This is a genomic window from Pseudomonas sp. EA_15y_Pfl1_P101 (assembly GCF_963970835.1).
Lineage (GTDB): Bacteria > Pseudomonadota > Gammaproteobacteria > Pseudomonadales > Pseudomonadaceae > Aquipseudomonas > Aquipseudomonas tritici.
The window spans coordinates 1-25,233 of the sequence record NZ_CAXAPA010000022.1; the positions used below are offsets into that span (position 1 = coordinate 1).

The window sequence follows — 25,233 nt, forward strand, 5'->3', positions numbered from 1 at the left end:
TACCCGGGCGACGGGATAGCGCGCGATATTTCAATTCGGGCGCCTGGAGCTTTGGGAAGTGCTCGCGAATCAGGCGAGCAGCTTCATTGTCATCGATGGCTATCGCCGTTGCCCCTTGGAACGGTTGATCGTGGTTCAGAAGGTCAAAGCCCGTATAACCACTCTCGTCAATTCGGAAGCATTCCATGCGTGAACCTCATTGCTCGATGATGGAGGTGATCGTGACAGCCTAGCCCACTCTTTTCTTCAGAGCATCCAGGCGGCGCTTCACACCTATTTTGGGGTTCAGATTGATCGCTTCCTCATAAACCTCGATCGCCTGATGAGCTTGCCCGAGTATCTCATGCGCAAAGCCCTGCACCTTCAATGCATTGGGTTTCCATGCAGGATTGGAATCAGCACCGAGTGACCTAGCTCGCATCACAGCTTCAAGAGCCTCGGAGGCGCGCTTATTTGATATGTCTTGTTCCCCCAAGATCTTTTCAGCTGCGCGGATGATACGGCTGTAGTCGGAGGACTCAAGATTGGCCTTACCTAGATTATTGCCATCGACGAAATCGCCGGTGCTGTCATACCTAAATTTGCCCACGCCCTTTACGTCCGCGATCAGGAGTTTCTTCTCCTCGTCGAAAATATAGGTTTCGAGGCCTTGTGTGCGGGGCGTCACACAGAACAGTTCTTTACCCGTTTCCAGGTCAAACAGTATGACTTTATAGCCGTGTTCACTCTTGCTATTGGCGGTGGCGCAATAAGCGAGCTTTCCATTTTTTGAGATGCCACTCCCGAAGATGTTAGCCGTCAGCTCTTTGCTAACGATGGAATTGCCAGAGTAATCGAACACGTTGAACGTACCCGACAAAGAGCTCCCCAAATGCCAGTCTTCGAGACAGAACGATCCGTTGTCGGCAACTGAGCCATTATTTGGTCGTTGCATCTGCCCTTGCGCCGACACAACATCGCCGACCAGATCAGCTAGAATATAGTCCCCATAACCACCCTCTCGATGTCCCCCGCGGCCACTAGCAGGATCCGAGTCTCTCCAAGAAATCGCCCACTTCCTGGATTTGGAAAGACTGTAGAGCCCAGCGTAACCGCTCGAGCTGACACTCAAAAAAGGCTTGGATACCTCTACAGTCTGAGTGCTGGATTGAATCGCCTTTCCCTTCGGTGGGATTACTTTCTTTTTCTTGAACAACCAGTCGAAAATCCCCATCTGTGCTCTCCTCCTTTTTTCCTTGATCGTGGTGGCGAGTTGGTGAAGCGATTCCTGGAGCTCGCACCTGAATTTGGCACTCAATGTCCTGATATCGAATGCGCCAACTCAACTGCCTCAGCATTCGCATACAGGGCGCGTTACTTTCTGGAACGATGGCCGGAACGCTCAGGATTCACAGTAGCCATCGATCCAACTTTGCAGCTCCAAGCGCATTCCTGTGACGTATGACTGCTAGTAACATCAATGGCACATGGGCGGTTTTTTTCGACAAAAATTGATGTCTTTTGGAATCAAAAAGTAGCCGCGACTGACGTCGCAAAGGTGCGATCAGCATACACAACACTGGCTTCGCCGCCCTCCATCAAGCATTCCAACGCAGAGAAACCGGAAATCAGAAGCCAAAAGATGAAAAGCACAAGGAGCGCAAACCCATAGAGCAACATCAAGGCAATCGGGTCGATTGCCCCACAGCTCAAGGCAGGCCAAAAAAAGGGGGAATTTTGGAGAACGTCGCTTTTTGTTTGTTTTCAAATATAAGGTCTCCGGTTTGAAATTTTACTTTCAAGGGGGCGGGGAAAATATATTTTCGGTTTGTGTGGCGAAAGCGTCTTGAAGAACCGTTTTGTGAAGTCTAGAGCAGTAAATCAGGCGCCGAAAAGCCGCTGAAGCAGCTGCTCCGTCTGCGTTCCACTGTACCTTGCCTTCAGCTCATCAAGCTTGGCGCCTCTGCGCTCGCCAGTAAGTAAGCTAAGCCCGTGCAACGCGTTAATGAGCTTCTCAGATTCGGCGTCCTCATCTCTCATGGTGATCCACGATGAGTTTGCCTGCTTGGCCAACGCTTCAGCCTTTTGGCTAAGGCTCTGTGACTCAATCAATCTGTTGCCATTCACTTCTGTCTTAAGCTGACTGATGACATTCTCGAGCTCCTGCAGCTGCTCTGAAATGCGCTCCGCGCTATCAAGCGACACAGGACGCCCATCAACATAGATAATGTCTTCTTGGACACAGTAGATTGCCAAAGGGCCGTCGCCTCCTCCAGTGCAGTCAAGCGCGAGAAAATTCCCCAGTCTCAGCGGTTTCGGAATCCAAGTATGTCCCGAGCAAACTCTCCAGATGCCTGGAATGCCGTCACGATAATGCTTGATGATCCGTTCCCTGCCCCACAGAGCGATCTCTTCAATCTGAGCATTGTCCAGGCTCCCAACGAACTCTTGCCAAGAGATTCCTGCCGGCACATCGGCGTGAACTACACCCACCAGGCCACGTGCGGACTGAATTTCTATGGCGGTCGGGAGACGTTCCAGCCTTTCGATCACCATTCCTTTCGACTCATCGGCGATAGTAGACCACCATCCCGCGCCGTGGGAGCTGTAGCGTGCTTGTGGGTTCTCACGGTAAGCGTTTATCAGCATCTGCTCGTGATTGCCTTGGACACTGTAGAACCAAGGTTCGCCGAGCAGTTTTAGGCCATCCAGCATCCCAGGCCCACGGTCAATCAGATCGCCTACAGCGATGACCCGATCAATCGCACTGTCAAAGCCGAGCGCACGAAGCCCCTTGTGGAGCTCGATGGTTTTGAAGTGGATATCGCCGACTACAAAATCACGACCTAGATCGTTTTTGGGAAGATGCAAAACCGCCTGCTTCATTTGGGATCATAACTCCGGAACTACCGCCGATGAATTGATTGGTAGCTCCATTGTACTCACTCGTCAGGTGACATGATTGGTCTCTATCGAACCTACCCTGCCCTATTCCGTTTGAGGCGACGCTGGGATGTACTAGGCTCTGTGCATCATTTTCAAGGAAGACTCTCATGCCAGATAACTCGGACTATAAGATTTGGGACTGAAACGTGCATCGGGAGAACCATGAATAAGTTGTTTAATCGAACATCCAGTACTGAAGATTGCCTGCCTTTGCTTAACAGTCGCGAGCATCCTTTCGTTCCAAGCGACGTTCTGGGCCATTCCCTCAACGATCCTCACTGGTCGCGCTGCTGCTGGTGGTCTTGCAGTGATCGTCTCAATTGGCAACCTCGGCGGTTTCACTGGCCCTTTCGTGATTGGCTTAATAAAAGATGCAACCCATAGCTATTCAATGCCCTTCTTCGCAGTGGCCGCAATTCTTTTGGTTGGGACATTCTTGATGGTGTGGCTTGGAGACCCTGCTAGACAAAAGCCACTGAGTCATCGAGTAGCCGCTAGCACTGCCTAGTGGTGGATGTACGACCTTCAAAACCAATCTCGTGGGACACCTTTGGTGCGGCGCAAGGAGGTCTGGGTCAATGTCTTCACATCCAACTTCCCGGCTTGAGGTGGCGGCCAAATGGAAATTCGCATATGAATAAAGTTCATATCTTGCCAAAGTGGCGGGTAGAAGACGCCGCCCCGACATGCTGAATAAAGTTCCAGAGTTGCGCGCAAACTCAATAAAAATCCATAAAAAAAGGCCTTGGCGGGCCTTCTCTTGTAATCAAACCAGAATCACTAGGTCAGCCAATGCTCGAAGGTAACCAGCTCATAGCCGTCGTTCGGAGCAAATACACAAAGTTTTCTATCTCACCGAAACAGCTTGGGTCAGGTTCTGCTGCATATAAGCGAGGAAACGGCTCTGAAAAAGCATCGTATGCTCATGCGCGGCTTGTTCAGCTGCGTCAGGATTGCGAGCAGCGATAGCTTCGATGATTTCGTCATGGTCACGTCCCAAACGCTTGGTAGTGCTAGCGGCGCTGACAATGAAGTCAAAGTGCAAATGTGCGAGTCTTTGCCCTTCCCCTAACAGCTTCTCGTAGTAGCTGATGAAGTAGGGATTCTTACCGGCCTCGGCAATTACGATGTGGAAGGCTTTGTTCGTCTCCGACATCGCCTGGAAATCACCAGAAGTCACTGCATCGAGATAGACAGCATCAGCCGCGCGTATCCGCTCTAGATCCTCAGCGTTGTGCTGAGTCGCCGCCAGCCGCGTGACGGCTCTCTGAATGAGATCAAGCGCCGAAATATAGTTTGGAAAATCTTCAATTTCAAACGGCGTTACCAGCGTTGTCCTGTTGGGCAGGATAGTTACCAGTCCCTCGCTGATGAGGCGCGCTAGCGCATCCCTTACCGGAGAACGAGAAAGCCCGAACTGTGCGGCCAACGACACCTCATCCAGCGGGGATCCGGGCTTCAGCTTGAGCGTTAGAATTTGTTTACGAAGCTCTTCGTAGATATAACGCCCACCATGGCGTTTGATGCTTCCGTTCGTCTCAGCGGTATCGTTGCTCATTGAGTTGCTCTCAGCGTACTGGCTGGTCGTTTGACCGAGTGTAAGACTAACACCAGCCATAGCCTGGTTAGAAACCCTCGCCCCAAGTGTCACTCAACATAAACCCTTCGGCCAGAGGGTCATCAGGGTCGACGCCGATTTGATGCATGCCATACACCCAGGCTCGCCCGGTTATTCGAGGCAGCACTGCCGCCCGATCTCCAACTTCCGTGAAACCAAGCAGCTCGACCTTGAACTCGCCTCCAATAGTTGAGCGAGAGATCAGTTTATCGCCTGGTGTCACTTGCCCACGGGCGCTCAGGGTCGCCAGGTTCGCTGAGCTGCCAGTACCGCATGGAGAGCGATCTACGCGACCAGGGGGCAATGTCGTACAGGTTTGCCAAGTAAGTTGATCGATACGGTTGCGGAACATCACATACGCAACCTCATTCAGACTATCGATCAGCGGATGCTTCACGGATACCTGCTCGTTGACGATGCCTCTCAAGCGCACACCCGCATCCGCAAGTTCTCGAGCCTTACCGGGCTCGATACTCAGCCCGACCTGATCAACATCAATCAGGGCGTAATACACACCGCCAAAGGCAATATCCGCTTTGATGGGGCCAAATTCGTCAGTCTGTATAACAGCATCTAGATGCTCCACAAACGACGGCACCATATCCAGTGAGACACTGATACAGCGACCCTCTGCACATTGCGCACGCGCGGTGACCAGTCCAGCGGGAGTATCCAGTACAACGGTCGTGTATGGCTCTTCCATCGGTAGGATGCCAAGCTCAAGCAATGCCGTGACAACGCAGATACAGTTACTGCCTGACATCGGGTGAGCCTTGTCAGCCTGCAAGACTATGAAGCCTGCATGGGCTTCAGGTCGCGTCGGCGGCAACAACAGATTGACCGACATCTGCAGGCATCCGCGCGGCTCCAGCACCACCAAGCGACGAAGGCTGTCGTCGACCTCGTTAATGTAATTCATCTTGTCGAGCATGCTCTTGCCGGGGATGTCGAGGACACCGCCCGTGATGACTTTGCCGATCTCGCCTTCGCAATGCACGTCGACCAATTGAAGCGTTTTCTTCCAGCGCATGGCGCCCTCCCCTTACTTGATGTACCAGCCCCACGGTTGTTCACTGTCGTACCGGGTGATCTGTTTGGTTTCGAGGTAGTTATTCAACCCCCACTCCCCTAACTCCCTGCCGATACCGCTTTGCTTGTAGCCACCCCAGGGTGCTTCGGTGAACGTCGGTTGGGAGCAATTAACCCAGACAATACCGGCTCGAAGGTGGCGCGCGACCCGCTCAGCGCGAGTCAGGTCTTTCGACATGACCGCCGCTGCTAGTCCGAAGCGTGAATCGTTGGCACTTTTCAGCGCTTCCTCTTCATCGTCGAAGGGACGTACGCAAACCACCGGGCCAAAGATCTCTTCATTCCAGATCCAGCTATCGACTGGCACATCGGCAAAGATGGCGGGATTCACGAAATACCCGGACTCGCAATGCGAAGGTCTGGTGCCACCGTAAAGCAGAGCAGCGCCCTCTTCTTGGCCACGCGCAATGGCTTGCAAAATCTTGTCGTACTGACCGCTGCTGACTAAGGGCCCGAGCAGAACCCCATCCTTCAATCCACCGCCAATGCTGAGCTTTTTCGTCTCCTCGACTAAGCGCTTCAGCAAAGGCTCATATAGGCTCCGTTGTACCAGGACGCGAGAAGTCGCCGAGCACACCTGTCCCTGGTTCCAGAAAATGCCGAACATGATCCACTCGACAGCTGCCTCAATGTCGCTGTCATCAAAAATGATGAAAGGCGACTTACCCCCCAGTTCGAGACTGATATTCTTGATGTCACGCGCAGCGGCTTGCATGATTTTTGAGCCGGTTGGAACACTGCCTGTGAACGCTAATTTATCGATGCCTGGATGCTCACTCAGGGGAGCGCCTGCATCAGGCCCTAAGCCAGTTACCACGTTCAATACACCTGCCGGCAGCCCAGCCCCATGTGCAATGTCAGCCAATTCCAGTGCAGTCAAAGGTGTGAGCTCCGATGGTTTGAGCACCATGCAGCAACCAGCGGCCAAAGCAGGTGCCACCTTCCAGGCGGCCATCAGCATCGGGAAGTTCCAGGGAATGATCGCCCCCGCCACACCCATCGGCTCCTTGCGAGCTATGCAGCTGAATCGCTCATCCGTGAGGTTGATGCGCATCTCTCGCTGAACATCAAGTTCCTCCGCGAGGTCGGCATAGAAATCGAAGCACCCAGCCGTATCACCAATATCCCACTGTGCTTCGGGAAAGGGTTTGCCGTTGTCACGTACCTCGAGCTCTGCAAGAACTTCCAAGCGCTCCCGAATACCCGCTGCGATGCGGCGTAAAACAACTGCCCTTTCGGCACCGGCCATCTGCGGCCAAGGCCCCTCCTCGAAGGCTCTTCGTGCCGCTTTTACTGCCAGGTCTATATCTGGTGCGGTGGCTGCAGCAACGTGCGTAATGACCGATTCATTACTGGGATCGATGGTTGCGAAAGTCCCGCCCAGGGCAGGTTTCACCCATTGCCCGTCGATGTAAAGATGATCGTAGGATTTCATAAGGAACCTCAGTTGAACGCAAAGCGTTTGGCGCTGAAAGGAGTCAAGTCTTGTGCGGGTTGGCGCCCGGTGACCATGTCGGTGATGAGGCGTCCAGTCGTTGCCCCGAGTGTCAGTCCTAGCTGGCCATGGCCGAACGCGAGGAAGACATTCTTCAGGCGCGAGCTTCGATCAATCACAGGCTTTGTGTCCGGTAGAAAAGGCCGATAACCAATGCCGTATTCGATTTCGTCGAGTTTTAGCTGCGGAAGAATTTTGCGTGCCTTTTCCAGAATGATTTCGGCACGCTTGAAATTCGGCTCGGAGTTCGGGCCTGAGAACTCGATGGTGCCGCCAATTTGTAAACCACGAGTCATCGGCGCAATACAGAATCCGCCGTCGGCATAGATAACCGAGTGGCGTACTTCTACGCCCGAGTGGGGTAACAACACTTGGTACCCAGCGATGCCAGCAAGTGGCACTGATCCGCCAATCTGCGAGAAAAACTGACTTGAACCAGTGCCCGCCGAGATGACGACGTGGTCAGCTTTGTAACGCTCTCCATTGACCAAAGTAATACCGCTGGCACGGTCAGAGACTTCGTCTATTTTTTCGACTTGGCCACGTACACGGACACCGCCCTGCTCGATGAAACTTTCTGTAAGGGCGGCGATGAATCCCTTGGTATCACTGACCGCTCGCCAATCAGGAAACAACAACCCGTGACTGAATTTTCCAGCCAATGCAGGTTCCAGATCCGATATCGCCGCACGATCCAGCACTTCGGATTTGAAGCCCAAGGATCGGCGCAGATCCATATGGGGCCCCTCTTGGGCCAATCCCTCAGGGGTATCAAATACCTCAATGATTGGACGTTCGCCCATTAACGTTTTGTCAGCGCATCGCTCCAGTAATGGTGCGTAGTCTTCGTAGACATGGTGAGTCAATGTCGCCATCTCATTGGCGATTTCGACGATACGCGAATGACGAGCGCAAGAAACAAAGCGCAGAAACCAAGGCAGGATCCCGGGCAGAGCGCTTGGTCGAAGCGCCAGCGGGCCCTTTTGATCAAGCAACCAGGCCGGTATTTTTTTAAGAATCCCCGGTTTGGACAGAGGAATAACCTCACTCACCGCCATCTGGCCGCAACTCCACTTGGCAGTGCTGTCACCCGGCGCCTGAGGGTCGACCAACGTGACTTGATAGCCTTCGCGTTGCAGATACAAAGAGCAGCACACCCCGACAATGCCACCGCCAATAACGACGGCTGCTTCGCCATTGATGGTCTGATGGGTGGGCGGTTGCATAGTGATCATAAAGACTCTCGATTAGCGCAGAACCTGCAGGCATGAGTCCATCAATGGACATTGATCAGCGACCGAAAAATCCGCATCGGCGCTTATCGCCGATGCGGGATCAATATCAGCCCTGAAGCTTTTCGAACTCCCTGCGGAATTCGGATTTTTCTTCAGTGGTCAGTGGCTGCAACGGCATGCGCGCTACGCCCACATTGAAGCCAGCGAGCTCACAACCATACTTGACCTTTTGAATGAATTTGCCGCTTTCGAGGTTGTTCATCAGCGGAAATAGCGAGCGCACGATTTGCTGGGCACCCGCGAGTTGCCCGCTGACGTAGTTTTCATAGAACGCCACGATTTGCGGCGCCAGGAAATTCGCAGGCGCGCAGATCCAGCTGGTGGCCCCCCATAGGAAGAAGTCCAAAGCCTGATCGTCAGAACCACACGAAAGCTGGATTTTCCCCTTATAGCGCTCATCGATTTCGATGGCGCGCAGCAAGTTTCCTGCGCTCTCTTTAATGGCAATGACACGGTCATGATCCTTGAGCGCTTCCATAACGCTGTAACCCACCTCGACGTTAGTGCGTATCGGGTAGTTGTACAAAACGATGTTCACGTCAGGTACCGCATCAAGGATGGCGTTGTAGTGACCAATGAGTTCATCCTGAGTCGGAATCGCGTAGTACGGCGGAGCAATCAGCAAATTGCTGTATCCGGTATCCCGCGCCTGCTTGACCTGCTCAATGACCTCGCGAGTGCATGAGCCATTCGCACCGGCAATCAGCATGACGCGATCATTGGCGACCTCTCGAACGGTGGCCATGACTTGGCGCCGCTCTGCATTGGTTAAAGCGTAGTATTCACCGGTTGAACCCAAGGGTACCAGGCCGCCTACACCCTGCTTGATTTGATATTCCACCAGGGAGGCCAACACGTCGTAATCGACTGCGCCGGTTTTGTCGAATGGGGTCACCAGGGCTGGCATGATGCCGTTAAGTTGTTGCATGGGAGAATCTCCAGTGTGATTGTCAGTATGCGTAGCGTTTGAGCATCCGGGTTTCGACCACCCCAACCAGTCGGGTCAGGGGGAACGCCACAAGGAAATAGATCACCGCCACCGCCGTTAAAAACTCCACCGGGCGTGCGGTACTGTTCGAAATGTTTTGCCCTACGAACATCAGGTCAGCGATGCCGACAGATGAAATCAGTGCGCTCTCCTTGAAGAGGCTCACCACGTTGGAAAGCAGCGGAGGTACTGCTCGCAGAAGCGCTTGCGGGAAGATGACGTAGAGCACCTTGTTCCACTTGGCGACTCCCAAGGCTGTGCAGGCATCGTGTTGCTCACTGGGAATGGATTTCAGCGCGCCACGAAATGTCTCGCTGGTAATGGCCGTCATGTACAGGCTCAATGCCAACATCACCGAGACGTATGGCGGTACAGAAATGCCGAACACCACAGGCAGGCAGAAGAAGATCCAGAACAATTGGATCAACAATGGCGTACCGCGAAAGAGCTCGACGTAAAGCCCAGTGGGAATGCTGATAAAGCGGTTTTTTGAGAGCCGCAGAAGACTCAAGAGAAAGCCGAAAACACTACCCAGCACCGCGCAACTGACCGTGAAGGCCAGCGTCAAAGCGAGCCCTTTTGCTAAGACCTGCCAGTATGAAAAGACCACCGTAAAATCAAGCTGCATGAAGATCTCCTCAGCGCGCGAGCGCAGTGTCCTGACGACGTTCGATCCACTGCACCAATTGCGCGATGGGCAGTGACAGAGCGAAGTAGATCAAGGCAATCAGTGAATAGGTTTCAAGCGGTCGATAGGCTTCTGTGGCAATGCTCTTGCCCACGTACATCAGGTCGGCAACGGCGACGATGGCGACCAGCGCACTCTGCTGAAGAATGGAGATGCCATTGGTCATCAACACCGGCAACGCGGTTCGAAACGCCTGCGGCAAAATCACATAGATCGTTCGCTGCCACGGACGCAGGCCTAACGCTACACAGGCATCTTCGTGCTCCCTTGGAACAGCCTGTACCCCTGCCCGATACGCCTCAGCATTGAACGCGGTGAGATTCAGGCCCAGGGCAAGCACGCCCATGGTGATAGGGTCGATGAACACGTTGAACAGCATCGGCAAACAGTAGAAGAACCACACGATCTGCAGCAGTGCCGGAGTGCAACGAAAGAACTCAATGAACAGTTGCGCCGGCCAACGGATGAAGAACCATTTGCTCAGCGTCAGCAGACAAAGACCAAACCCCAGTACCAGGCCCACAACGTTCGATATCAAAGCAAGCTGTAAAGTGACCTTCAGGCCATCCCAGAGCACGCCGTAATTACCGGTCAGAAAATGAAAATCGAATTCATAATTCATGGACGCTAGCCTCAATCCAGGTGCAAGACTTTTTCCAGGAATTCGCGAGTACGCGGCTCCTTGGGTTTGGTAAAAATCTGCTCTGGGGGCCCTTGCTCGACGACTTTCCCGTTGGCGCAGAACACCACACGAGAAGCGATACTGCGGGCAAAGTGCATGTCGTGAGTAACGATGATCATGGCCATTTTTTCTTCAGCCAATTGCATCATCACGCTCTGCACTTCGGTGACCATTTCCGGATCGAGCGCCGAGGTCACCTCATCGAAAAGCATCAGCTTGGGCTCCAGCATCAAGGCGCGGGCGATTGCCACTCGCTGCTTTTGCCCGCCTGAAAGCTGACTCGGATAAACATTCAGTTTGCTTTCGAGACCAAGTCGAGCGAGGAACACGCGCGCTTTTTCAGTCGCTTGAGCTTTAGAAAGGCCTTGTACCTTCATGGGCGCGAGAATCAGATTGCCCAATACAGAAAGGTGCGGGAATAAGGTGTAGTGCTGAAAGACCATCCCTACCTGAGCCTGCAACTTTGCATCTAAAGGCTTGCCGGCTCCACGCGTTGAACCATCAATGTAAGGCTTGCCCTGGAAGGAGATCTCGCCCCCTTGAATGCTTTCAAGACCCATCATGACTCGCAGCAAGGAACTCTTACCGCTACCGCTCGGGCCAATGATGACCAGCCGATCATCGGAACGCATATCGAGATCCAGGTGATCCATCACCACTAGGCCTTCGCCATACGATTTGTACACATCTCGCAACTGGATAAAGTCGCCCTTAGCCGAATTTAGGGTGAGCGAATTCTGTGGCTGATCAGCCACCAGATAAGGAGCGGTCATAGAACTGTCTCCAGGAGAACGCTAAATCAAAGCCGTTCTCGGGATCGTCGAAAAAATTACTGAGGGGTTTTATCGCCAGCGTTGGCGAGCGCAGAAGCCTTATCAACCAGGGCGGATATCTCCCCGGTTTCTCGGCGTTGCGTGAGATAGATGTTCAACACTTGCAGGTCTGATGGCGTGGCGTTGCGTGACAGGCCAAACGCAACCCCTTGCTTCGCCAGAGCGGGAACCGGCATTACTTCCTTCGTCCAGTCCGGGTTGGCGATGGCGAAGAGGTGATTCGTATCGCTGGCATCGACCAGTATGTCAGCGCGCTTGGACATTACCGCCATGCGTGTTTCATCCATGCCTGGTAACCGCATGATTGTGGCGTTCTTCACAACCGCGGAAATGGCTTTGTCTGCCGCAGTGCCAGACATTACAGCAATCGATACTCCCGGCTTGTCGTAGTCCGCAACGGCGTTCCCCGCGCTCGCAAACTTGGGATTATCTTTGTTGGTAAGAAGCGATATCTGATAGTCGGTTGCGGGTACCGAGAAGGTCACCGCCATCGCGCGTTCAGGAGTCTGATTCAGCGCCATCGCCAGATCCCATTTACCGCCTTGAAGCCCCGCCACCAGGTTGTCCCAGTTCGTATCCACGAACTCGACCTTGACCTTGAGCACCCTCTCACCGAAGTCCCGGCACAGATCCACAAAGTACCCACTGTATTGCCCGGAGCGTGCATCGCGCATGACGTACGGTGCAGCCACTGCTGCCCCGCAACGCAGCACACCTGCTTTCTGAATGCCTTGCCAAAGCGTTGAATCAGCTGCGTTCGCAGGCGCCTGGGCTAACAACGCGCCAAGAAAAGAAACACCTACGAGCAGTTTGCGGAGGGGGGAAGAAAGGAGCCGTGTCATGTTGACCTCACCGATATTTAATTTTTCTTGGGCAGAAAGGTACAAGCGTTAAAGCTGAGCGTGCCTTCATGTATGCAGCGCTGTATGCAGAGTAGTTTTGAACGAATTGATGTGTCAACAGCGCTTTTGAAATTTTTGCTATGGAGTGATTGACGGTCGGACGCCTGGCGCTGAATCGCGCTAGGTGTCGTTAGGGGATGCAAACGCGCGGAAGCCAATGCGGGAGGGCGAAATTCAAGATATTGATCAATGGCCAATGGGAGCGTTAGCCAGAATTTTAGAGACCGACGCTCGGGAGACAGGTCGTACAGTTTTTTCGGTCTTGGGATGCGGATGCAGGGTGTGAAGTTTGGACACCCACAAAAAAGGGCCCTCTCAGGCCCTTTTGTACTCAAACCGAACTCACTTGGTCAGCCAAGACTCGACCGTTGCGGAGCGGTGCTCAGCTATCCATTCCTTCAGAGTCTTATGATTGCCGCCTTTGGTTTCGACGACTCCACCGGTGTCCGGTTTTTTGTAGACCTTCACCTGGCGAGGCTTGGCAGGTGGCTTACATCTAGCGAGAAATATCTGGCTAATTATTGAGCCGGGCCCATTGGCCCGAAGGATCGCCCCCCCCGTTGACGCCACTTCATACCGCAGCCTGGCTATGGGCAAGCGAAGACGCGAGCGCAGAATACTTTGAACACGACCCCTCTCCTACCGGCCCGCGAGGTCTACCAGATGCTGACGGACGTCGCGCTAGGCAAACGCATCATGATGCGAAGCTCGAGCAAGATCTACCACGGCCTCATACCCGTGGAGATTGATGGATGGCTACTCACACTCTTCAATGACTGTGACACCCTGGACTACTGCGAGTACTGCAGGTCGCCTGATGGTAGAGTCGGGACACTTGAATTTTGGCAGCGCTACGGAGCTGATCCTGTCGAGCTATTGAGCATCGGGGAGCGAGAATAGCTTGAGCGGCTGTTCGCTGGGCTCTGAGCATGCATCCAAAACGGTATGCGAATGTTTGGCCACTTCAGTCATCTCGAAGCTGCATCCAAGACTCTAGCTATGACATCATTTTCGTCACAGGCGGTTGGCGCTAAGGCTTGGTAAGCTTACTAGGATTCTCAACCTGCAATCCGGGTAAATGCCAATCTGCGATGCAACCACAAATATAAGCGGCCCTGCCCTAACCCACTGCTCAATGTACCAATCGAACAGCCAATGCCTAGCTTTCTAATAGGAGTAAAAAATTGCTGAACCGTCCCGACAAAGACGCGCTCCTTGCAATGCTGGAATCTCAAGTTGAAGAAAAGCTGCAGCACGACCCAGACGCGGTAACGACTTATGCAGCGCTGCGAGAACCTGAGCGGAAGCCCTACATCAGCAAGCGTACAGTCCAGGATAATGCTTTTGACAAAGAGCTTTATCAGATGCGAGCCGATGCTGAAGCCGGAGTAATGCATACGCCTAATCGCGAGCCAGTGGACGGGGAGGCTCCTAGCCTCAGACTTGATGATTACCCGGGCCTGTAAAACGTGCTGCTGAGATCTGCAGGCGGGAACGGCTTGCGGAAGCTATGATCGCGGCAGACGCGTTCAACCAGACCACCGCCGAGCACATCGCTTCCTGAGCATCAGTCGCAATATTTGAAAGCCACTTTTTCTATTGGTACTGCACCGGGTGTGAAGCCAAGAAGTCAGAGCCTATTAACGTTTTGTATTGGCGATGAACCAATTAACCACAGGTTCAACCACGGTGTTATGTTTATGACGACTTCTGAGCAGATACCCGAAATCTTCTCTTGAAACTGCCGGGCCTAAGCGAATCAGCTGACCCTTAGCAACAAACTCCTCGACCAGAATTTCCCAGCCCAGTGTTAGTCCTTTCCCTGCCATGGCAGCATTGAGAAGTAATGGATAATTATTGAACTTGAAACCGCTATCAACGTTCACGCATCCTAGCCCAGCAAGAACCGACCATCGATTCCAGTCCAGCCACCTGGGGTTGCTTGAGTCCATATGTAGCAACGTCAGATTTGTCACTTGATCTTTGGTCAGTTCAGATGATATTCCATTTTTTTTTGCAAAATCCGGACTGCACACAGGAAAAACAGTCTCGGTACTTAGCATCAGCTCAGTATCAAGCTGGAAATTCCTTTGACCAAATACAATATCTATATCTGACTCTTGAACCTCAGGACTTGCTTGAACATCAGTAGCGCTAACGTTAAATTTATAGTTAGGAAATGCACACTCCAACATCTGCATTCGACGAAGCAACCATAGATGCACAAACCCAAAGTTTGCTGAAATATTCAGTGTTGGCCGATAGTTTGAAAGTCTCGCCTGAGTATCTTCAATCGCTGACTTTATGTCTAACAGACTTGGAGCAATATCGCGGTACAAGGCCAGACCAGCACCTGTTGGAACAAGCACCCCGCCAGTCCTATCGAGCAAAAAACCACCTACCAAATCTTCCAGGCTACGAATTTGCTGTGAAACAGCGGGTTGAGTGATACAAAGCTCCTTCGCTGCTGCGGTCATTGACCCCAACCGAACAGTTGCCTCAAAAGCAACTAAAGACTTCATGGCTGGAACTGACCGTTTCGACATCTATCCTCCTCATAAGTTTTTTGCATATAGCGTATAAGATAAACCGCTGTTTCTTCAAAATTTTGAAATTGCTAGCCTCTCCCATGCCCAATGAATAAATAAAAAAGCCTAGCTAATCGTTGCACACCCTTTTTGCATCCTGCCATGCCTAAACCAATTTCACAATAAACGGTTCGCGGAGATGATCTATGCGTAAGCCCTTGCTTTCACTCGTATTTGCCGCTGTTACCCTTCCCTCTCTGAGCGTTACTGCAGCTCAAGATCCCCAGCAATGCCAAGCTATAAGGCTCGCCGATCTCGGCTGGGCTGACAATGCCGCGAATAACGGTCTGACAATGGCTGTCGCCCAAGCCATCGGCTATAAGCCAACGAAGACAATGGTTGCGGTGCCTATTGCCTTGGGTTCAATTCAGAACGGGCAACTTGACGCTTTTCTTGACTACTGGTCGCCTTCTTTGGATCCGACCGTAATGCCTGCTGTGGAAGCAGGAAAACTCCTCAAGTTGATGCCACCCAACCTGACTGGCGCTAAGTACACCTTGGCAGTTCCGGACTACCTTGCGGAGCAAGGCCTTCGAACTTTTCAAGACCTTGCCAAGTTTAAAGATCAGCTCGGCGGAAAAATTTACGGAATTGAGCCTGGAAGCGGTGGCAACAGCTCTTTGAAAAAAATGATCAGCCAAAACCTCTATGGTCTCGGTGATTTTAAAGTGGTCGAGTCCAGCGAAAGTGCGATGCGCATGGAAGTTTCCCGTGCAATTGCTCGCAAGAAGCCGATCGTGTTCCTCGGATGGGCACCACACCCTATGAACATTGATTTCAAAATGACTTACCTGTCAGGTGGCGATGACGTTTTTGGCCCCGATTATGGAGCAGCAACAGTATATACAGTTACAGCGCCAGATTATGCAAAACGCTGCCCTAACGCTGCAAAGTTAATTGGAAACATGAAATTCAACACGGACATGGAAAGTGAAATCATGGTCGGCATCCTAGACAAGAAGGATCCGTTGAAACTGGCAACTGAATGGATTAATAATAATCCAGTCTGGCTTGAAACTTGGCTCAGTGGAGTTTCCACTTTCGATGGAAAAGATGCACTTGAAGCTGCCAAAAAATACTTCGACGAGCAGAAACTAGCTAATCGCGAGTAGGATCAATACTAGAACACTGAAATTCTCGGATCTTCACATGAAAAACGTTGATATTATTTTTAAAGAATCACCCGCGTCCGTTATTTTTCGTAAAGCCGAAATAACACTTGAGGTTCCAGCGCTTTGGCTCAGAGAAAAAACACCTGATGCTGATTCAGCCGACACGCAAACTCAGCAACGGTTATTTGACTCTCACCTCATTGATCCAGAGATCGCTCTAATCAAACTGGAAAAGGTCAACTCTAGCAGCGCCTGGCTAACCTTCAGCGATGGACATCAAGCACTTTATACAGATTCTGAAATTCTGGATAATGCGCTGGATCTGGATTCAGCCTCATCCGCCGAAAGCTGGAAAAGCGACATCAATGTAAAACTGGTAAAACATAACTGGACAGAGCTGAATGATGACGCCAAGTTTCAGGCTTCACTGATTGCCTACCTCAAGTATGGGTTCATCATTCTGACAAATGTGCCGAATAATACAGAGCAGGTGCTCGCTGTTGGATCAAAATTCGGTTACGTGAAGGAAACGAACTTCGGGAAATATTTCGAGGTTTACTCGAAGCCGAGCGCGAATGATCTCGCATATCGTAGTGTGCGACTGGGCCCTCACACCGATAACCCATATCGTGATCCAGTACCAGGCATCCAGTTGCTTCACTGCCTAGTCAATGAGACCTCTGGTGGCCTTTCCACCCTAGTGGACAGCGTCTCTGTCGTAGAGGCGCTCAAGAGAGAGGACTATGAGGGATACAAGCTGCTCAAGGACACTGCAGTTCGATTTCGCTTCGTGGACAAGGGCGTAGAACTGACATCTCGTCGCCCGATGATTAGCGTCGATGACGCCGGCAACACCTTGGGCGTTCATTACAGTCCTCGCTTGGACAGTCTTCCTCTGCTGGAAGACTCCAAGATCAAAGCATTCCACCGTGCACGCAAGCGCTTGGCTGAGTTGTTCAATCACGAGGATTACGAACTCAAGTTCCGCCTCGATGCTGGTGAGCTAATGCTGTTCGACAACAGCCGGGTTCTGCACGGACGAACCAGTTACGACCCATCCGAAGGTCATCGGCACCTGCAAGGTTGCTACATTGACTTTGATGGCCCACGTGAACGCTTCAGTGAAGTGGTGAAGCGACTCAAAATGCTTGAGGAGGCTGCGTAATGGAGCAGGTAGAATTCATCAGAATGAAAGACGGCACGCACGCTGAATATCACTTTCTGGAAAAACTAGAAAGCGACTTCAACAAAGGTTTGCCGGATCGAATACTCGATGCGCTGAATGGGCTGTCATCGACCTTGAGCGGATACAAGGTCGATCGACTGCAACACTCCCTGCAAGCTGCTGCACGGGCTCAGGCAGACGGTGCAGATGAAGAAATGATCGTTGGTGCGTTGATCCATGACCTAGGAGACTTCCTCGCTCCCTACAACCATTCACAGTATGCCGCCTCTATCATCAGGCCTTATGTGAGAGGGGAAGTAACATGGATCCTACATCACCATGGACTGTTTCAGAACTTCTACTACGCCCATTATTTTGGGGGAGACCGGAACGAGCGTGACAGATACAAGGATCACCCTTGCTATAAGTCATGCGTGAATTTTTGCGAACGCTGGGATCAATCTTCATTCGACCCAGACTACCCTACGCCAGGTATTGAACACTTCGCTCCATTGGTGCACAAGATTTTCAGCCGCAAACCATTCGACCCCACTGTACTAAAAGACGAATACCCAATGATGTAATGGCAGGCCCGCTACGCTTTATTTTTTCCGCATAGCGGGCCAGCTGAGCATATAAAAGATCCCGAATACCGTAAATCCACAGGACTCCAGATGCCGGATTATGAGCAAGATCCCGATGTCCGATTGTGAAGGTGTTGCGTAAACGTTTATCTGCCGACCTCCGAGCTGATCCCAACCCAACCCAACCCAACCCAACGCAATGCCCCTGTACCGCAGCTTCGATCAACAGTGGATAACTGTTAACGGTCAGCCCTTTGTTAACAATAATTGTATTAACGCTATTCCGGTCAAGCCATTGCCGCCAGGTTTCAGTTCCAGCTCTCATCCTCAAGCTCGAGACCACAAAGATACATTAATGAAAGTGTTTCCTCGCATGGAATCCGCGCTACGCACCGTCACCAAAGATGATTGCTGCGTCTACATCGGTTGCAAGACAATTCTTTTCGACGTCTGAAATCATTAGCCGCGGCCAAGGCGGCCGTTAAATCGGGTATCTCGGCATCATAAGCATATTGCCGATAGCTTGGTCGCATCCTTCGTAAAGGTGCTCTCATCTCCCTTGGTCTGTAGGTCGGTCGTTGCGCTGGCGAGGTTCGCGAGCGCTGTTGCGACCACGTGTTGAAAGTTGTGCCCTAGGGGTAAGACTAACCGAACGATTGGCTCTGATGAATAGCATTACATCTAAACAGCTTTCAAGTGATTGAAACTGCTGACTTATCGCGGCTTGGGCGAGACGTAACTCTGCCCAAACTTCGTGAAACTCAGGTGGCAGCCGATGCCTCGAACGCGATCAACGGATCCAGCGGAGGAAGCTTTCGTCGATAGCTTTCATAAGAATTATTTATCCGAATGCCCAAGGAATGGTTGTTGGTCAGCATAGAAAGATTAGCTTATGTTATTCGAACTATCTGTTCAACTCACTGAACCCCTCAATCTAGGTTCCGCCCCCCACATGGGGCGCAATGCTGGATCGGACAGAGTTGAATGAAGATTTATTCATAAAATCGAGACTGCATCGTAGCGGTAAAGGAGCTTCTTGTCATGTATTTGAAAATCTCGAAAATATCTGACGAAACGGCGTCTATTCGAAGCTTTTACCTGGTTAACGCATCGGCAGAAACGTCGCTGCCGGAGTTCTCGGCTGGATCTCACATTACCGTGCGCGTAACCGATACTATAAGTAGACAGTACTCGTTAGCAAATACCCCTGGCTCGTCGGATCATTATTTGATCTCGGTTCTTAGGGAGCAGGAAGGACGAGGTGGGTCGCAATGGATACATGATAACTGGAAGATCGGAGATACTATAGAAGCAGAAGGCCCTGCCAACAATTTCAGACTCCACGAATCGGCTGGCAAAGTTATTCTTATTGCCGGCGGCATCGGTATTACCCCTATCCTGTCGATGGCGAGACGCCTGCAACAAATCGGATCCAGGTATCATTTATATTATTGCGCGCGCTCAGTCGAGGAAACTGCGCATTATAACTCAATAGTAACTTCAACCCTGCGCGATAATGTAACGTTTATTCATGACAAAGCAACAGAAGATAGGCGCTTAGATGTGTCCAGTCTGGTGAAAGATCGCGAGGAAGATTGCCACGTGTACGTATGCGGCCCACTAGGGCTTGTGGAGGCCGTCAAGAGTGCGGCCCGAGGCTGCTCCCCGGAGACGGTGCACTACGAGTTGTTCGGGGCGGATCCAAGTGCAGTACGATATCACGAAAGCGACTCAGAATTTACGGTAACAATCGGTAGCAGCGGAAAGTCGTTTGCCGTGCCCCCTGGCCAATCAATACTTCAGGTACTGGCCGATAACGGTGTGACGGTACGAACACTATGCGAAGAGGGGTATTGCGGTTCTTGCCTGACCCCGGTGTTGAGCGGCAAGCCGGATCACCGAGACAGTGTTTTAACGCAGACGGAACGAAACTCTGGACAGCTAATTGCCCTATGTTGCTCGCGTGCAAAGTCCGAAAATCTGATCCTAGACTTGTGAATATGAAACGATCCGGTTTAGCTCGCTCGCGTCGCCTGGCCGAGGGACATAGCGTTCTTGTGATTTCCTGCTTTAGCCTGCCGATGGTTGCTGCGATTTTTCATGGATGCCCGTCTGTATTTGCGTTGCTCGCGGTGAGTGCCTCCGACAGGACTCATTCGGTACCGTCGAATCCGGCCAGATGGGCTGACGGTCAGCCGGCAAATAAGGCCAACGCCGCACCGCTCGCCTCCCGACGCCGGCGATAAGGGCCGACATAGATGGCTGATGGCCCCACGGAAAGTAAGCCAGCAACGAAGCCGGTTGTTGCCGCTGTTTCCGCAGTGAACTGCCTATCGATATATTGTTGAGCGTTTTGGGATCAAATGGAAAACGAACCAGCTAGGGAGGTACAGATGTATAGCCCATTTATACCCAAGAGCCTTAAGCGTCCTAACTTTGTTTTTTTGCACCTATCAATCTTTGACAGATGCACACCGCCAATGAGAAGCCCTTAACCAAGGCTGGCAACAAGCATGCGAGTCAGAAAAAATTGCACATCTTATCGTGCAATGCGCAGATCGGCGTTTCAGCAAACGCAAAGAGTATAACTAAACCATGCTGGCCGGAAGATAATACTGCGAAATAACAAAATCAATTCACAACAGAAAAATCAGAAAAACAAATAAATAACTGCCGCCTTTCTCTTAAATTATCTTGAGGAATTTGCACCATGAACGCATTATCTCCAACGTTATTTCTAATCGCTCTTTCAGCGTCTTTCGTCAGCCAAGCTGCGGAGCCAGACCAATGCCGACTGGTTAAATTCGCAGACCCGGGATGGACTGACATTCAAAGTACCACCGCACTCGCCACGACGATCCTGAAAGCACTCGACTACCAAACAAAAGTGACTTCGCTCGGGGTTCCACTTACGTACAAGGCTTTGGCCGAAGGTAAGAATCTGGATGTTTTTTTAGGAACCTGGATTCCGACCATGGAGTCTGAACTGAAATCATATCGGGACGCTGGTACCATCGATACAGTGCGAGTAAACCTGGAAAACGCCAAGTATACGCTGGCAGTGCCTGAAAACCTCTGGAATTCGGGGCTGAAGGACTTCTCGGATATCGCTAAATTTAAAGATGAGCTAGGTCAGAAGATCTACGGGCCAGAAGCCGGTGATGGCGGAAACAATGCGATTCTGAAAGCAATCGATGAAAACGCCTTCGGCTTGAAAGATGCAGGGTTCACCCTAGTAGCCTCCAGTGAGGCAGGAATGCTTTCCCAAGTCGAGCGGGCAGCGAGGCGAAATTCAGGGATTGTGTTCCTAGGCTGGGAACCTCATCCAATGAATAACCGTTTCAAGTTGAAATACTTGACTGGAGGGGATGACTTCTTTGGGCCCAATTTCGGTCAAGCTACGGTGTATACCACTACCCGTAAGGGCTACGTGGATGAGTGTCAGAACGTGGGGCAACTCCTCAAAAACATGAGCTTCAATGTAGATATGGAAAACCGAATCATGGGTTCAATTCTTGAAGACAAAATGGCGCCTCAAGCAGCGGCAATGGCCTGGCTCAAAGCTAATCCTCAGATTCTGAATACATGGCTATCGAGGGTGACAACTAGGGAGGGTGGGTCTGGCTTAGAAGCGGTGAAGGCCAAGTTGCTTTAAGGATTCAGTCAGCATCCAGCGACACGATGAGTAAAGGCGCTCCATGGGTTCGTTCACCGCAATATTGATCTTCGGTTACGACGGCGCGTGTAGGCAATGTCGGGGAGTAGCAATAACGATGGATCGTCACATTATCGAAAAATTCCTACCAGCTCCAACCCGCCCATTTAAAGGGCGGGTTGGCCCACCAAGAAAACCATTCCACCGTGACGGGTGCCAATTTTAGGGCCGGTTCCAGCGGCAGTGGTCTTGCTCATGTCCGGATCCCGCACGACTCCCCTGCCACCTTGGCGAAGAGCCCGCATGACTCCCCACCGAGCAACATCCTTTCGCTCTAGACAGTTCAATTTAAGCGCCCACGCAACATACATTGCATGATTAAACGGGCGCTCACATGTGCGGTAGCCGTTCGGTAATCTCCATAGCACGCTGCGTCGGCAGGCGTGCAAGAACATCCTTCAAGTAAGCATACGAATCATGCCCGTTGAGCTGCGTCGGCTTTATCAAACTCATGATCGCCCCCGCACGTTTACCGCAACGTAGCGATCCGGCAAACAAACAATTCGAGCGTCCCAGTGCCCACTGTCGGATTTAGTTGTCGGGCGGTCAGAAGCGGTTACCCGCGTCCCTCCAAGATCCGTTCATGCGAGTTTCCCAGCACACGGCTCAAGCCTCTACTTGGGCACTTGGTTTTACATCGTCGACGTTGGCAAATCGCACATCCCATGGGCACCGCAGGTAGTTGGTCTCGAGATTGGCGACCGCATCCGTGCTCCGAGACTCAGCTTCACAACATGTCGTCAATGCCATGGTGTGTCTTTGGTGACCGGTGTGAGGCATGCGCAGCAGCGGCCACCTTGCTGTAGAAACACCCGATACAGGTGGCTCGGCCCTTTAGATAGATAAGCATTTGAAATAACGATTTTTCCCCCATCGGCGTATCTCGCGAGGATGGCGACATACCTCCCATCGCCAAAGCATTTCCCACACTGGGTTCTTGCCCGCGATGGAAACGGCACCGACCTCGTGATCAGTCTTCAAACCGGATTGGGCATTTCTCCGCCCCTTCCAGTTTTCTCAACTCCTCCACCACCGGTGGTCTCGCCCCGCGCAGGGTAAGGCTGCGATCCTGCTGCAACAGTCGCCGCGCTTCCTGGTGCAGCATCTCCACACCTGAATAGTCGATGAAGTTGATTTGCTGCGCCTCGATCACTAAACGTACGCCGTGCATCCGTTGCAGGCGCAACTGCAGGTAATGGCTGGCGCCGAAAAAGATCGATCCGCCGACTTGCAGAATGTCTTCATCCCCGTCGCGCCAGTGCTTCACCCGCGGCTGGGAAGTGCGCTTGAGGTAAAAAAACAGCGAAGCCAAAACGCCGGCGTAGATCGCCGTCTGCAGTTCCAGCAGCAGCGTGGCGACACAGGTCAGCGCCATCACCCCAAACTCCGCGCGGCTGACCCGCCACAGCGCCCCAATCCCGCGAGTGTCCACCAGACCCCAGGCGATCAACAGAATGCTGCCGGCCATGGCCGGGATGGGGATATGCGCGATCACCTTCGCGCCGAAAATGGCAAACAGCGCCACCCACAACGCCGAAAAACCCCCGGCCAGCGGCGAGCAGGCGCCCGCCTCGTAGCTCAGGCCCGAACGGGTAAAGGAACCGGCTGACAGAGAGCCGGAAAAGAACGCCCCCACCATGTTCGATAACCCCTGGGCGCGGACTTCCTGATTGGCATCGAGCAGCTGCTGTGAACAGGCTGACAAGGAACGGGCAATCGACAGGCTTGTCACCAGACCGAGCATCCCGACCGCTACAGCGCTGGACAGCAGGCGCAGGATCAAGTCCGTATCCAGTGGCAATGGACTGAAGGGAGGCAGGCGTCCTACGAACGCGCTGACAAGCTTCACATGACCGAACATGGCTGGCCAGAGCCAGACCAGCAGCTCGCTCAGGATCAGGGTGATCAACAGGGTCGGCCAGCGGCGCAGCAACAATTTCAGGATCACGCCCACCGCTACCGTCCCCAGCCCCAACGTGAGGGAGGGTTTATCCACTTCGCCCAGGTGCTTGAACAGCATCAGGAAGCTGCTCATCGCTGTCGCCTCGTTGGTCACGTCGAGTCCCAGCAGGTTCGGCAGTTGACCGATGGCAATCACCACGGCCGCGCCAAGAGTGAAACCCAACACCACCGAGTGTGAGACGAAATTCACCAAGGCACCAAAACGCAGTAACCCCAATAGCCACTGGAAGATACCGGCGAGCAGCGTCAGCAACAGTATCAGCATGACGTAGTCTTCTGACGCGGGAACGGCCAGGGGACTGACGCTGGCGTACAGGACAATGGAGATGGCCGCCGTAGGGCCGCAGATCAGATGCCAGGACGATCCCCACAGGCAGGCAATCAGCACCGGGACGATCGCGGCGTACAAGCCATACTCTGGTGGAAGTCCGGCAATCAGGGCATAGGCAACGGATTGCGGCAAGGCCAGAATTGCACCGCTGAGGCCGACGATCAGGTCTCGGCAGACGCTGGCGCGGGTTTGCCGCGGCAGCCAGGTCAGGAACGGGAAAAGTGAATGGAGGCTGGGGAAGGCCATGGATCCTCTCGGGTGGGTCTGCGTAAGGGTATCAGGACGGCGCGATTATCGTGGCGAGAAGCTTGCTCCCTCGCCACATACAACCCTTACAACTTCGCTTTTACGGCCGGCAACGCGTCCTTCCCATCCACGGTCTTCACGCCATCCAGCCATTTATCCAGCACCGCTGGATTGGCCTTGATCCATTCCATGGCCGCGACGGCATTGCTGATCTTCTTGTTCGCCACCTCCGCCATGATGCTGTTCTCCATGTCCTGGGTGAAGCTCAGGTTGGTCAGCAGTTTGCCAACGTTCGGGCAGGCCTGTGCATATCCGTTGCGGGTCAGGGTGTAGACGCTGCCCGTGTCACCGAAGTATTTCTCGCCACCCTTCAGATAATGCATTTTCAACTGCACGTTCATCGGGTGCGGTGTCCAGCCGAGGAAGGTCACGAACTTCTTCTTTTTCACCGCGCGGGACACTTCGGCCAGCATCGCCTGCTCACTGGACTCAACGAGCTTCCATTGACCCATATCAAAGTCGTTCTTCTTAATCATTTCCTGCAAGGAGATATTGGCCGGAGCGCCCGAGCCAATGCCATAAATCTTCTTCTGGAACTCGTCGGCATGCTTGTTCAAGTCGGTAAAGTCACGCACACCGGCGTCCCAGACGTAATCCGGGACGGCAAGAGTGAACTCGGTGCCTTCGAGGTTTTTTACCAATTGAGTGACATCGCCAGTGGCCACGAACTTGTCGTAAAAGCCCTGTTGCGCTGGCATCCAGTTACCCAGAAAAACGTCAACCTGACCATCCTTGAGCCCGCCATAGATGATCGGCACCGCCAGGGTGCTGACCTTAGCCTCGTATCCCATGCCGTCCAGCAAAAAACCGGTAATGGCGTTGGTCGCGGCAATGTCGCTCCAGCCAGGGTCGGCCATCTTCACGGTGTCGCAGCGTTGCTCGGCGAACGCCGTGGCACTGCCCAGCGCGAGTAGCCCAACTGTCAGGACTTTAGAAAACTTTTGCATTGACTTCC

23 protein-coding genes and 3 pseudogenes are annotated in these 25,233 nt (G+C 52.6%); 8 read left to right on the top strand and 18 right to left on the bottom strand.

All coding sequences use genetic code 11. The annotated features are described in order from the left end of the window. The 3 genes and pseudogenes from AACY36_RS25875 to AACY36_RS25885 form a co-directional block, all read right to left on the bottom strand. Window positions 1-187, bottom strand: a pseudogene (locus AACY36_RS25875) (hypothetical protein); the annotation flags it as partial. Between the two features lie 42 nt (window positions 188-229). Then, window positions 230-1,213, bottom strand: a complete 984-nt coding sequence (locus AACY36_RS25880) for a tetratricopeptide repeat protein (RefSeq protein ID WP_339420506.1) — start codon at window positions 1,211-1,213, stop codon at window positions 230-232. Between the two features lie 647 nt (window positions 1,214-1,860). After that, complete coding sequence (locus AACY36_RS25885) at window positions 1,861-2,865, bottom strand: metallophosphoesterase (RefSeq protein WP_339420505.1); 1,005 nt, start codon at window positions 2,863-2,865, stop codon at window positions 1,861-1,863. Between the two features lie 367 nt (window positions 2,866-3,232). Between AACY36_RS25885 and AACY36_RS25890 the strand changes: the two genes are divergently transcribed. After that, entirely contained in the window at window positions 3,233-3,433 is a 201-nt protein-coding gene (locus AACY36_RS25890; RefSeq protein WP_339420504.1) for an MFS transporter, read from the top strand. A gap of 339 nt (window positions 3,434-3,772) precedes the next feature. Here AACY36_RS25890 and AACY36_RS25895 read toward each other — a convergent pair whose 3' ends face one another. From AACY36_RS25895 to AACY36_RS25940, 10 genes and pseudogenes are all read right to left on the bottom strand, one after another. Then, window positions 3,773-4,483 carry a GntR family transcriptional regulator gene (locus AACY36_RS25895; RefSeq protein ID WP_339420503.1) on the bottom strand — a complete coding sequence of 237 codons (711 nt, stop codon included), beginning with the start codon at window positions 4,481-4,483 and terminating at the stop codon, window positions 3,773-3,775. A gap of 67 nt (window positions 4,484-4,550) precedes the next feature. Continuing rightward, complete coding sequence (locus AACY36_RS25900) at window positions 4,551-5,573, bottom strand: proline racemase family protein (protein WP_339420502.1); 1,023 nt, start codon at window positions 5,571-5,573, stop codon at window positions 4,551-4,553. Window positions 5,574-5,585: 12 nt separating this feature from the next. After that, window positions 5,586-7,067 (bottom strand): aldehyde dehydrogenase family protein, encoded by a 1,482-nt coding sequence (locus AACY36_RS25905; protein WP_339420501.1) that lies wholly within the window; start codon window positions 7,065-7,067, stop codon window positions 5,586-5,588. A gap of 8 nt (window positions 7,068-7,075) precedes the next feature. Continuing rightward, window positions 7,076-8,362 carry an NAD(P)/FAD-dependent oxidoreductase gene (locus tag AACY36_RS25910; protein ID WP_339420500.1) on the bottom strand — a complete coding sequence of 429 codons (1,287 nt, stop codon included), beginning with the start codon at window positions 8,360-8,362 and terminating at the stop codon, window positions 7,076-7,078. Window positions 8,363-8,468: 106 nt separating this feature from the next. After that, window positions 8,469-9,350 (bottom strand): 4-hydroxy-tetrahydrodipicolinate synthase, encoded by an 882-nt coding sequence (dapA, locus tag AACY36_RS25915; RefSeq protein WP_339420499.1) that lies wholly within the window; start codon window positions 9,348-9,350, stop codon window positions 8,469-8,471. Window positions 9,351-9,372: 22 nt separating this feature from the next. Then, on the bottom strand, window positions 9,373-10,038 hold the full coding sequence (locus tag AACY36_RS25920; RefSeq protein ID WP_339420498.1) for an amino acid ABC transporter permease: 666 nt from the start codon (window positions 10,036-10,038) through the stop codon (window positions 9,373-9,375). 10 nt (window positions 10,039-10,048) lie between these two features. After that, window positions 10,049-10,720, bottom strand: a complete 672-nt coding sequence (locus tag AACY36_RS25925) for an amino acid ABC transporter permease (RefSeq protein WP_339420497.1) — start codon at window positions 10,718-10,720, stop codon at window positions 10,049-10,051. An 11-nt stretch (window positions 10,721-10,731) separates the two neighbouring features. Beyond that, on the bottom strand, window positions 10,732-11,553 hold the full coding sequence (locus AACY36_RS25930) for an amino acid ABC transporter ATP-binding protein (RefSeq protein ID WP_339420496.1): 822 nt from the start codon (window positions 11,551-11,553) through the stop codon (window positions 10,732-10,734). Window positions 11,554-11,609: 56 nt separating this feature from the next. Next, on the bottom strand, window positions 11,610-12,500 hold the full coding sequence (locus AACY36_RS25935; protein WP_339420495.1) for a substrate-binding periplasmic protein: 891 nt from the start codon (window positions 12,498-12,500) through the stop codon (window positions 11,610-11,612). A 357-nt stretch (window positions 12,501-12,857) separates the two neighbouring features. After that, window positions 12,858-12,995: pseudogene (locus AACY36_RS25940) on the bottom strand (transcriptional regulator); the annotation flags it as partial. 141 nt (window positions 12,996-13,136) lie between these two features. Here AACY36_RS25940 and AACY36_RS25945 point away from each other — a divergent pair. Together AACY36_RS25945 and AACY36_RS25950 are read left to right on the top strand one after the other, a co-directional pair. Then, window positions 13,137-13,415, top strand: coding sequence for a DUF7693 family protein (locus AACY36_RS25945; protein WP_339420494.1), 279 nt, complete (start codon window positions 13,137-13,139; stop codon window positions 13,413-13,415). Between the two features lie 284 nt (window positions 13,416-13,699). Next, complete coding sequence (locus tag AACY36_RS25950) at window positions 13,700-13,981, top strand: hypothetical protein (RefSeq protein ID WP_339420493.1); 282 nt, start codon at window positions 13,700-13,702, stop codon at window positions 13,979-13,981. A gap of 174 nt (window positions 13,982-14,155) precedes the next feature. Here AACY36_RS25950 and AACY36_RS25955 read toward each other — a convergent pair whose 3' ends face one another. Beyond that, window positions 14,156-15,037 carry a LysR family transcriptional regulator gene (locus AACY36_RS25955; protein ID WP_339420492.1) on the bottom strand — a complete coding sequence of 294 codons (882 nt, stop codon included), beginning with the start codon at window positions 15,035-15,037 and terminating at the stop codon, window positions 14,156-14,158. A 212-nt stretch (window positions 15,038-15,249) separates the two neighbouring features. Between AACY36_RS25955 and choX (AACY36_RS25960) the strand changes: the two genes are divergently transcribed. From choX (AACY36_RS25960) to AACY36_RS25970, 3 genes are read left to right on the top strand one after another with little or no spacing between them, the layout of a single operon-like run. After that, the gene (gene choX, locus AACY36_RS25960; RefSeq protein ID WP_339420491.1) at window positions 15,250-16,215 is read left to right on the top strand and encodes a choline ABC transporter substrate-binding protein; all 966 of its coding nucleotides are present in this window, start codon (window positions 15,250-15,252) and stop codon (window positions 16,213-16,215) included. Window positions 16,216-16,252: 37 nt separating this feature from the next. Beyond that, the gene (locus tag AACY36_RS25965) at window positions 16,253-17,380 is read left to right on the top strand and encodes a TauD/TfdA family dioxygenase (protein ID WP_339428414.1); all 1,128 of its coding nucleotides are present in this window, start codon (window positions 16,253-16,255) and stop codon (window positions 17,378-17,380) included. Then, complete coding sequence (locus AACY36_RS25970; protein WP_339420489.1) at window positions 17,380-17,964, top strand: HD domain-containing protein; 585 nt, start codon at window positions 17,380-17,382, stop codon at window positions 17,962-17,964. The genes AACY36_RS25965 and AACY36_RS25970 overlap by 1 nt, the downstream gene beginning before the upstream one ends. Window positions 17,965-18,514: 550 nt before the next feature. Here the strand turns inward: AACY36_RS25970 and AACY36_RS28485 are convergent. Next, entirely contained in the window at window positions 18,515-18,736 is a 222-nt protein-coding gene (locus tag AACY36_RS28485; RefSeq protein ID WP_445261507.1) for a helix-turn-helix domain-containing protein, read from the bottom strand. Window positions 18,737-19,005: 269 nt separating this feature from the next. Between AACY36_RS28485 and AACY36_RS25975 the strand changes: the two genes are divergently transcribed. Both AACY36_RS25975 and choX (AACY36_RS25980) read left to right on the top strand, forming a co-directional pair. Continuing rightward, window positions 19,006-19,962, top strand: a complete 957-nt coding sequence (locus AACY36_RS25975) for a PDR/VanB family oxidoreductase (RefSeq protein ID WP_339420488.1) — start codon at window positions 19,006-19,008, stop codon at window positions 19,960-19,962. A gap of 712 nt (window positions 19,963-20,674) precedes the next feature. Next, window positions 20,675-21,619 carry a choline ABC transporter substrate-binding protein gene (gene choX, locus AACY36_RS25980; protein ID WP_339420487.1) on the top strand — a complete coding sequence of 315 codons (945 nt, stop codon included), beginning with the start codon at window positions 20,675-20,677 and terminating at the stop codon, window positions 21,617-21,619. Between the two features lie 390 nt (window positions 21,620-22,009). Here the strand turns inward: choX (AACY36_RS25980) and AACY36_RS25985 are convergent. The 3 genes and pseudogenes from AACY36_RS25985 to choX (AACY36_RS25995) all read right to left on the bottom strand — a co-directional run. Beyond that, a pseudogene (locus AACY36_RS25985) lies at window positions 22,010-22,210 on the bottom strand (transposase domain-containing protein); the annotation flags it as partial. Window positions 22,211-22,649: 439 nt separating this feature from the next. Then, window positions 22,650-24,218, bottom strand: a complete 1,569-nt coding sequence (locus AACY36_RS25990) for a SulP family inorganic anion transporter (RefSeq protein WP_339420486.1) — start codon at window positions 24,216-24,218, stop codon at window positions 22,650-22,652. An 86-nt stretch (window positions 24,219-24,304) separates the two neighbouring features. Further along, window positions 24,305-25,225, bottom strand: coding sequence for a choline ABC transporter substrate-binding protein (gene choX, locus AACY36_RS25995; RefSeq protein ID WP_339420485.1), 921 nt, complete (start codon window positions 25,223-25,225; stop codon window positions 24,305-24,307). Between the last annotated feature and the right edge of the window lie 8 nt (window positions 25,226-25,233).

Excerpts from the sequence above, each read along its gene's own strand:
- choX (WP_339420485.1), bottom strand. The coding sequence starts at position 25,225 with ATGCAAAAGTTTTCTAAAGTCCTGACAGTTGGGCTACTCGCGCTGGGC.
- AACY36_RS25925 (WP_339420497.1), bottom strand. The coding sequence starts at position 10,720 with ATGAATTATGAATTCGATTTTCATTTTCTGACCGGTAATTACGGCGTG.
- AACY36_RS25910 (WP_339420500.1), bottom strand. The coding sequence starts at position 8,362 with ATGATCACTATGCAACCGCCCACCCATCAGACCATCAATGGCGAAGCA.
- AACY36_RS25975 (WP_339420488.1), top strand. The coding sequence starts at position 19,006 with ATGTATTTGAAAATCTCGAAAATATCTGACGAAACGGCGTCTATTCGA.
- AACY36_RS25970 (WP_339420489.1), top strand. The coding sequence starts at position 17,380 with ATGGAGCAGGTAGAATTCATCAGAATGAAAGACGGCACGCACGCTGAA.
- AACY36_RS25895 (WP_339420503.1), bottom strand. The coding sequence starts at position 4,483 with ATGAGCAACGATACCGCTGAGACGAACGGAAGCATCAAACGCCATGGT.
- AACY36_RS25920 (WP_339420498.1), bottom strand. The coding sequence starts at position 10,038 with ATGCAGCTTGATTTTACGGTGGTCTTTTCATACTGGCAGGTCTTAGCA.
- dapA (WP_339420499.1), bottom strand. The coding sequence starts at position 9,350 with ATGCAACAACTTAACGGCATCATGCCAGCCCTGGTGACCCCATTCGAC.
- AACY36_RS25930 (WP_339420496.1), bottom strand. The coding sequence starts at position 11,553 with ATGACCGCTCCTTATCTGGTGGCTGATCAGCCACAGAATTCGCTCACC.
- choX (WP_339420487.1), top strand. The coding sequence starts at position 20,675 with ATGAACGCATTATCTCCAACGTTATTTCTAATCGCTCTTTCAGCGTCT.
- AACY36_RS25880 (WP_339420506.1), bottom strand. The coding sequence starts at position 1,213 with ATGGGGATTTTCGACTGGTTGTTCAAGAAAAAGAAAGTAATCCCACCG.
- AACY36_RS25900 (WP_339420502.1), bottom strand. The coding sequence starts at position 5,573 with ATGCGCTGGAAGAAAACGCTTCAATTGGTCGACGTGCATTGCGAAGGC.
- AACY36_RS25965 (WP_339428414.1), top strand. The coding sequence starts at position 16,253 with ATGAAAAACGTTGATATTATTTTTAAAGAATCACCCGCGTCCGTTATT.
- choX (WP_339420491.1), top strand. The coding sequence starts at position 15,250 with ATGCGTAAGCCCTTGCTTTCACTCGTATTTGCCGCTGTTACCCTTCCC.
- AACY36_RS25990 (WP_339420486.1), bottom strand. The coding sequence starts at position 24,218 with ATGGCCTTCCCCAGCCTCCATTCACTTTTCCCGTTCCTGACCTGGCTG.
- AACY36_RS25905 (WP_339420501.1), bottom strand. The coding sequence starts at position 7,067 with ATGAAATCCTACGATCATCTTTACATCGACGGGCAATGGGTGAAACCT.
- AACY36_RS25885 (WP_339420505.1), bottom strand. The coding sequence starts at position 2,865 with ATGAAGCAGGCGGTTTTGCATCTTCCCAAAAACGATCTAGGTCGTGAT.
- AACY36_RS25955 (WP_339420492.1), bottom strand. The coding sequence starts at position 15,037 with ATGAAGTCTTTAGTTGCTTTTGAGGCAACTGTTCGGTTGGGGTCAATG.